This is a genomic window from Ammonifex thiophilus, from assembly GCF_003368535.1.
GTDB classification, from domain to species: Bacteria; Bacillota; Desulfotomaculia; order Desulfotomaculales; family Ammonificaceae; genus Ammonifex; species Ammonifex thiophilus.
The window spans coordinates 21,369-28,112 of the sequence record NZ_QSLN01000017.1 but is presented as its reverse complement, the minus strand read 5'-3'; the positions used below and the strand labels follow the sequence as shown (position 1 = coordinate 28,112).

General features: G+C 59.6%; 5 protein-coding genes. 2 read left to right on the top strand and 3 right to left on the bottom strand.

Going from position 1 to position 6,744, the window contains the following annotated elements; genetic code table 11:
• Positions 1 to 181 precede the first annotated feature (181 nt).
• Positions 182 to 448: a FeoA family protein gene (locus tag DXX99_RS09135; RefSeq protein WP_115793179.1), complete on the top strand. Its 267-nt coding sequence runs from the start codon at positions 182 to 184 to the stop codon at positions 446 to 448.
• Positions 426 to 2,258: a ferrous iron transporter B gene (locus DXX99_RS09130; RefSeq protein WP_115793178.1), complete on the top strand. Its 1,833-nt coding sequence runs from the start codon at positions 426 to 428 to the stop codon at positions 2,256 to 2,258. Before DXX99_RS09135 ends, DXX99_RS09130 begins: the two co-directional genes overlap by 23 nt.
• On the opposite strand, the gene DXX99_RS09125 is transcribed toward DXX99_RS09130, so the two are convergent.
• The 3 genes from DXX99_RS09125 to DXX99_RS09115 form a co-directional block, all read right to left on the bottom strand.
• On the bottom strand, positions 2,211 to 3,512 hold the full coding sequence (locus tag DXX99_RS09125; protein ID WP_115793177.1) for a hypothetical protein: 1,302 nt from the start codon (positions 3,510 to 3,512) through the stop codon (positions 2,211 to 2,213). The genes DXX99_RS09130 and DXX99_RS09125 overlap by 48 nt on opposite strands.
• Positions 3,513 to 3,621: 109 nt before the next feature.
• Positions 3,622 to 5,091 (bottom strand): IMP dehydrogenase, encoded by a 1,470-nt coding sequence (guaB, locus tag DXX99_RS09120; RefSeq protein ID WP_115793183.1) that lies wholly within the window; start codon positions 5,089 to 5,091, stop codon positions 3,622 to 3,624.
• A 48-nt stretch (positions 5,092 to 5,139) separates the two neighbouring features.
• Positions 5,140 to 6,702 (bottom strand): MBL fold metallo-hydrolase, encoded by a 1,563-nt coding sequence (locus DXX99_RS09115; RefSeq protein ID WP_115793176.1) that lies wholly within the window; start codon positions 6,700 to 6,702, stop codon positions 5,140 to 5,142.
• Positions 6,703 to 6,744: the final 42 nt, after the last annotated feature.

The window sequence follows — 6,744 nt, the reverse complement described above, 5'->3', positions numbered from 1 at the left end:
TAGAGACCTCACCCTCCTGAGTGGTTGGATTGTCAACTGCTCGTCCCTAGCAAGGACGGTGAGGTCTCTTCTTCTTTTTCTCCTCCCTCGGCTCCTGCAAGAACTCCTACGGTAACTTTACACTAACGTTGACTGTCAGCTGACGCCCTAAATATAATGCAGCGAGGGAGGCGAACCTTATTTGGACAAGCGGTCGAATTTGTGCCCTCTAACCTTGTTGAAAAACGGGAGCAAAGCTCGCATCGCTTATTTTGTCGCCGGCGCCCAGGCGGAAAAGAGGCTTAGGGCCCTGGGACTGGCTCCAGGAAAGGAGATCGTAAAAGTGAGCGGTCTCCCCTTTCACGGGCCGGTGGTGATAAACATCAATCACTCCCAGGTGGCCCTGGGCTACGGGCTGGCGCAGAGGGTAATGGTGGAGGTACTCGATGAAAGTACTCCTGGTCGGTAACCCCAACGTGGGGAAGAGCGTTATTTTCTCGCAGCTTACCGGCACGCGCGTGATTTCCTCTAACTACCCGGGTACGACGGTGGAGTACACCAAAGGCTACTTGGACCTAAACGGAGAAAAAGTGGAAATAATTGACGTTCCCGGCACCTATTCACTGGACCCATCCTGCAAGGCCGAAGAAGTGGCGGTTTCCATGCTCTCCGAAGGAGACATCGTTGTCAACGTGGTAGACGCCACCAACCTGGAGCGCAACCTCTACCTCACCCTGGAGCTCCTGGAGCGTCCCGTGCCGGTGATTATAGCCCTTAACCTTTGGGACGAAGCGCAACATAAAGGGATTGAGATTGACGTCGAGCGGCTGGAGGAAATACTGGGGGTTCCAGTAGTCCCCACCGCCGCCACCAGCGGCAGGGGGCTTAAGGAGTTGGTGCGGCGCCTGCCGGAAGCCCGCCTGGGCAAGGTGGGCTGGCAGACCGTTGACGAGCGCTACGCCACGGTGGGCCGGATCGTGCGGGAAGTCCAGCGCATAAGCCACCGGCATCACACCTTTCTTGAGCGACTGGAGGATTTGAGCGTCCATCCGGTAGGGGGTCTTTTCCTGGCCCTGATCGTCCTCTATCTTACCTTTAAACTCGTGCGCTTCATAGGAGAAGGGCTTATCGACTGGCTCTTCGATCCTTTTTTCACCCATCTCTATGCTCCCCTGCTGGCCAAGCTCAGCGGCTTCTTAGGCGGGCAAGGATTTGTGCACGACCTCCTCGTAGGCCAGTTGGTTGACGGGAAGGTGGACTTTGTAACCTCCTTGGGGCTTTTGAGCACAGGGCTTTACGTGCCCTTGGCCATGGTTCTTCCTTATATAATTGCCTTTTACGCCGTGCTGGGTTTTCTGGAGGACTTGGGCTACCTGCCCCGCCTGGCCGTGCTACTGGATGGTCTGATGCACAGCTTGGGTCTGCACGGCTACGCCGTAGTTCCCATGGTGCTAGGCCTGGGGTGTAACGTGCCCGCGGCTTTGGCCATCCGCAACCTGGAGAGCCGTCGGCAAAAATTCATCGCCAGCACCCTCATGGTAATAGCGGTACCCTGCTTTTCCCAGACAGCCATGATCTTCGCCCTAGTAGGGGCACACGGGGGGTTCTACCTGGCGCAGGTCTTCCTCACCCTCTTCGCCGTGTGGCTTGTCCTGGGACTTCTGCTCAACCGCTTCATGGCCGGATACACGCCCGCGCTTCTTATGGAAATTCCCCCCTATCGGCTCCCCAGCCCGAAGACCCTTCTGAAAAAGCTCAACCTGCGCCTGAGCCACTTTCTGCGTGAAGCTGTACCTCTGGTCATCCTGGGCATCCTTCTGGTAAACCTCATCCACACCTCAGGGTTATCCTACTGGCTGGCTCGAACCTTCAGCCCCGTGTTCGGCCCCCTCTTCGGTCTTCCCGGCGACGCAGTAATTGCCCTTTTCCTGGGCTTCCTGCGCAAGGATGTGGCCCTGGGCATCCTGGCTCCTCTTAACCTTTCCCCCGCTCAGCTCACGGTGGCCAGCACCATCCTGGCCGTCTACTTCCCCTGCATCGCCACCTTCTTGGTGCTTCTGAGGGAGCTGGGCTGGGTCGACATGTTGCGCGTCACCGGCATAATGCTGGTGACGGCGCTGGTTGTGGGGGTTTTCTCCCACCTCACCCTGACTTACCTGGGTCTCTGGGCCTGGGCCGGCGTGGGCCTGCTCGTTTTGCTCCTTCTATTCGAAGTTTCCCTCCGCGAGAAACTAGCCGCGGGCAAAAAGGAAGCTCAGGCGTCTTACAAATCTAACTAGCGGGTGTCTAAGCTCCCTCTCCAGCCGGCGGTTCTCCTCCCGCAGGCGGTTAAGCTCCCACTGGAGAAAACGGTGCTCGCGTAAAAGGTCTTCCCTGTCCGCCTGCAAGCGCCGAAGCTCGTGCTCCAGCCGGTGGTTCTCCCCCGCCAGGTGCTGCTCGATTTCTTCCGCCCGGGACTTCTGCTGGGCCAGGCGCTGTTTGAGCTCTATAACCTCCCGTTGCAGCTTGGCCACTTCCTTCCCGTAGTACTCGCGCGTCTCCTCCAGGCGCTCCCTCACCTGTTTCAACTCCTCTTTTTTCTGCCGTAGCTCTTCTTCCAGGAGGGAAAGCGCCTTTTCCGCTTCCTCGGCCCGCTTCACCCACAGCCGGCACTGATGGAGAATGCTTTGGGCTTTTCTCTCGCTCCGCTCCAACTCCTGCCGGTAGTGGATTATCTCTCGCTTGCGCAGCTCCAGCAGGAGGTCTTTCTCTCTCATCCTTTCCTGGTAAAGGGCGTTTTCCTCCTGCTGGCGGGCGAGGGTGGCCGCTGCTTCCTTCCAGGCGGCCTGGATCTCCTTGAGCTCCGCCTCCATCCGGGCACAGCGGCGCTGCCAGAGAGCTATTCTTTCTTCCAAACGCCCCTTTTGCCGGCGCAAAGCGCCGGTGAAGTGGCCGGTAGCCTCCACCCAGGCCAGATGCGCGCGGGGATCGTAATGCCATATGCCGCGCCGACAGTAGAAGTAGGCGTGGCGGCGCAGCAGCCGCTCGATGGAGGAGGGCTGAACGGGGCGGTACTCGCTCACCAGCACCGCCAGGCGGGAAAGGGGTAAGCCCGAAGGGTTCTGCCGCAGCGCCTTAATGACCAGGTGGCGTAGCGAATAGGAAGAAGGGTCCACCAGCCAGGAGGTCAGCCCCCACTTCTCCTCCCCCACCCGGACGAAGCGGCCATCGTTATTGAGCTTCCCCTCCTTCCCGTTCCTCTCCCGCATGAGGCTCCAGCGGCTCATGGGCTCGCCCCGGGAAGCGAGCAGATCGTATACGGGATCGTTCTCCGGCAAACCCCGGCGGTCAAGGCACCAGCGCTTCTCTCCGTCTTGGAAAAAGCAGGTGTGTTGCTCTAGGCACTTGCGCACCAGGCTTTCCAGTTCTACAGGTGGTAGGTCCCGTAGCATCCGCTGGCGAACGTAGGGTAGGAGCTCCTCCAGGAACATCCCGTCCAGGAAGTAAAGAGTGCATTTCAGCAAGTCGGTGAGGGAAGCCAAGTTACCTGACATTTACTTCCCTCCCTCTAATTTCTTTATAAGGCTATATTTAGCATTCGCTCTGGCCAAAAAAAATTCCTCCTGACACCAGGAGGAATTTTAAAAAGCACGCCGGAAAGCTCTAAGGAGTGGGGTGAATGGTGTAGTTGGGTGCTTCCTTGGTTATGACGACGTTGTGCGGGTGGCTCTCCCGCAGCCCGGCTGGGGTTATGCGGACAAAGCGCCCTTTCGCTTTCAGTTCCTCGATGGTCCGGCAGCCGCAGTAGCCCATGCCGGCTCGTAGGCCACCGATAAGTTGGAAGACCATCTCGGACAGGGGACCCCGGTAGGGTACCCGCCCCTCTACCCCTTCCGGAACCAGCTTGGGACCGTGATCCTGGAAGTAGCGCTCGGCCCCTCCTTCGCGCATGGCCCCCAGGGAACCCATACCCCGGTAGACTTTGTAGCTTCTGCCTTGGTAGATTTCGATTTCCCCGGGGCTCTCCTCCGTGCCGGCCAGGAGGCTTCCCAGCATGACCGTGTCGGCACCGGCCGCTATGGCCTTGGTGATGTCGCCGGAGTACTTGATCCCGCCGTCGGCGATGAGGCGGCGGCCAAAGCGCTTGGCTTCCTTGGCGCACTCCATAATGGCCGTGATCTGGGGCACGCCCACGCCGGCTATCACCCTCGTGGTGCAGATCGAACCCGGCCCAATGCCCACCTTCACCGCGTCCGCCCCCGCCTCGAAGAGGGCCCGCGCCCCTTCCGCCGTAGCCACGTTGCCCGCCACTACCTCAAGATCCGGGTAGCGCTTCTTTATGGCCTTGACCGCTTCGATCACCCGGGTGGAGTGGCCGTGTGCTGTGTCCACCACGATGGCGTCCACCTTGGCCGCTACCAGGGCGTCCACCCGGTCCATGAACCCCGGGTTCACCCCCACGGCCGCGGCCACCAGTAAGCGTCCCTGCGCGTCTTTGGCCGCGTTGGGGTATTTCTGCGCCTTCTCGATGTCTTTGATGGTTATAAGGCCCCGCAGGATGAAATTCTCGTCCACCAGAGGAAGCTTTTCTATTTTGTAGCGGCGCATGATCTCTTTGGCCTTCTCCAGGGTGGTTCCCACCGGGGCGGTAATTAGGTTTTCCTTGGTCATCACGTTCTTTATGGGCTGGTCGAAATTGGTCTCGAAGCGGATGTCGCGGTTGGTAATGATTCCCACCAGCTTGCCGTTTTCCTCCACGATGGGCACGCCGGAGATGCGGTAGCGCTCCATGAGCTCCATGGCTTCGCGCACGGTATTGTCCGGGCCCAGATGGAAGGGGTCGGTTATGACCCCGTGTTCTGAGCGCTTGACCTTGTCCACCTCCAGCGCCTGGCGCTCGATGCTCATATTCTTATGGATGACCCCGATGCCCCCCTCGCGGGCCAAGGCGATGGCCATCCGCGCCTCGGTCACCGTGTCCATGGCGGCGCTGACTATGGGAATGTTGAGCTTTATGTTGTTGGTAAAATAGGTAGAAGTGTCTACCTCGCGGGGAAGCACGGCCGAAGCGGCCGGGACGAGCAGGACGTCATCGAAAGTTAAGCCCTCCCCGCAAAACTTTTCCGGATCCATTTCCCTCACCCCGTCCTCCTTAAGTATGGCGTTTATTATAGCACACCTCTACTCGACTGCCAAAGCCCTCCCCCTCTCCGGCCACACCACCCGGCAGAACCCCTCAAACCGGCGGAAAAATTCGCGGCTTTCCGTGTGCACCGGGATCAGCACCTCGGGCTTCACCGTCTCCACCAGCTCTTCTATTCCGGGGCCGTGGATGTGCCCGCTGGCGTGAAAGCCCGACTTTTCCCGGTCGCGTCCCAGAGTGCCGTAAAGCTCGAAGCCGAAAAAGTCGATCCAGTTGCGCACCCGCTCGTGGTCCAGGAGCATCTCTTCATCGTAAGCTTCGCTGGAGGAGTAGATGTAGGTTCCGCCCTCTGGCTCTATGTCCAGCAGGGCATGAAAGTCGTAGTAGGAAAAGCAGAGGATGAAGTCCTGCGGAGCACGCTTAACCCGGGCCGCCTCTATAAGCCTTTCCGGCGCTCGCTCGCCAAATCTGGCCATCAATTCCTCCTCCCAGGGCTTGCGCAGAGCCTTGGGCCGGATGTAGAGGGCTACCCTCTGGTCGGTCATGGGTTCGGGTACGTCCGGTTCCCCCGCCGCCCGCAGGGCCTCCAGCAGGTAAATATCTTTGGGGGTAAGGGTTAAGAGCCGGCCGGTCTCCCCCGCTATCTCCAGAAAAGAGAGGAGCCTTTCTACGTTCCTGGGGCCGAAGTCGGCTATCACCAGGCCTTCCGCCTTCTTCACCACTTCAAAACAATTAGCAGCCACTTCGTGCTCGTACACGGGCCTCTCCACTTCGGGATGGGTACCCTCGCAAATTAAAACTTTAGGCTTTAGCCGCGCCGCCTCTTGCATGAACTGCCTGGTCAGGTGTGCCTGCTTCCCGTGCAGCCGCAGATCACCGGTGTAGACCACCCAGCCCGCCGAGGTCTCGACGGCGAAAGCGCCGGCTCCGGGTATGGAATGATCCACCGGGAAGAACCGCACCCGGAAAGGCCCGAGCCTGATCTCCGAGCCGCAGGCCCTAAGCGGTCGGCAGCAGAGCTTTCGGGAAGTGACCGCCTTTTCCCAGAACCCGCTTGCTTCTTCGGGGATGGACTCCCTCGGAACCCAGAAAGGGCGCTGCTGGTGCGGGACGCTGCGGTAATCGGTAGCGCGGAGAAGACCGTCTCTAAGCTCACGAGGGGTGATGTAGCAGAGCTCCACTTGGCTTGAGGAGGTATCCTGCAGGGCCTTGGTGGCCAAAGCCGTGGTGAGGCTGGCGAGCACCGGCACGTCCGGTCGGAGGTAGGTGAGGTAGCCGCAGTGGTCGAAGTGAGCGTGCGAAAGAAGAACCCCTTGAATCTCCACCTCACGGAACCAGGGATGGGAGGAGTACTTGTCCCACAGACCCGGGTACTCCAGGTCGGAGCGGTAAAGGCCCCTGAGAGGCGGCAGGATGTCGAGCACCAGGAGATCGGCGAGGCCGAAGGTCGCCCTGGGGCGCAAAAATTCGTCAAAAAAGAGGCTTTCTGCCCCGAAATTGGTACCGAAGTCCAGAAAAAGGCCAGCTTCCCCGTCTTCCAGCAAGATCTTATTTCCCCCGATGCAACCGGTACCGTCGTAGAAGGTTAACGATACCGGCACCGGTTCCACCTCCTTAGCTGAAGCCCGCTGAAAAGCACTATT

What these genes read in the sequence shown, in the direction of transcription:
- DXX99_RS09130 (WP_115793178.1), top strand. Translation starts at nt 426, where the DNA reads ATGAAAGTACTCCTGGTCGGTAACCCCAACGTGGGGAAGAGCGTTATT.
- DXX99_RS09125 (WP_115793177.1), bottom strand. Translation starts at nt 3,512, where the DNA reads ATGTCAGGTAACTTGGCTTCCCTCACCGACTTGCTGAAATGCACTCTT.
- guaB (WP_115793183.1), bottom strand. Translation starts at nt 5,091, where the DNA reads ATGGATCCGGAAAAGTTTTGCGGGGAGGGCTTAACTTTCGATGACGTC.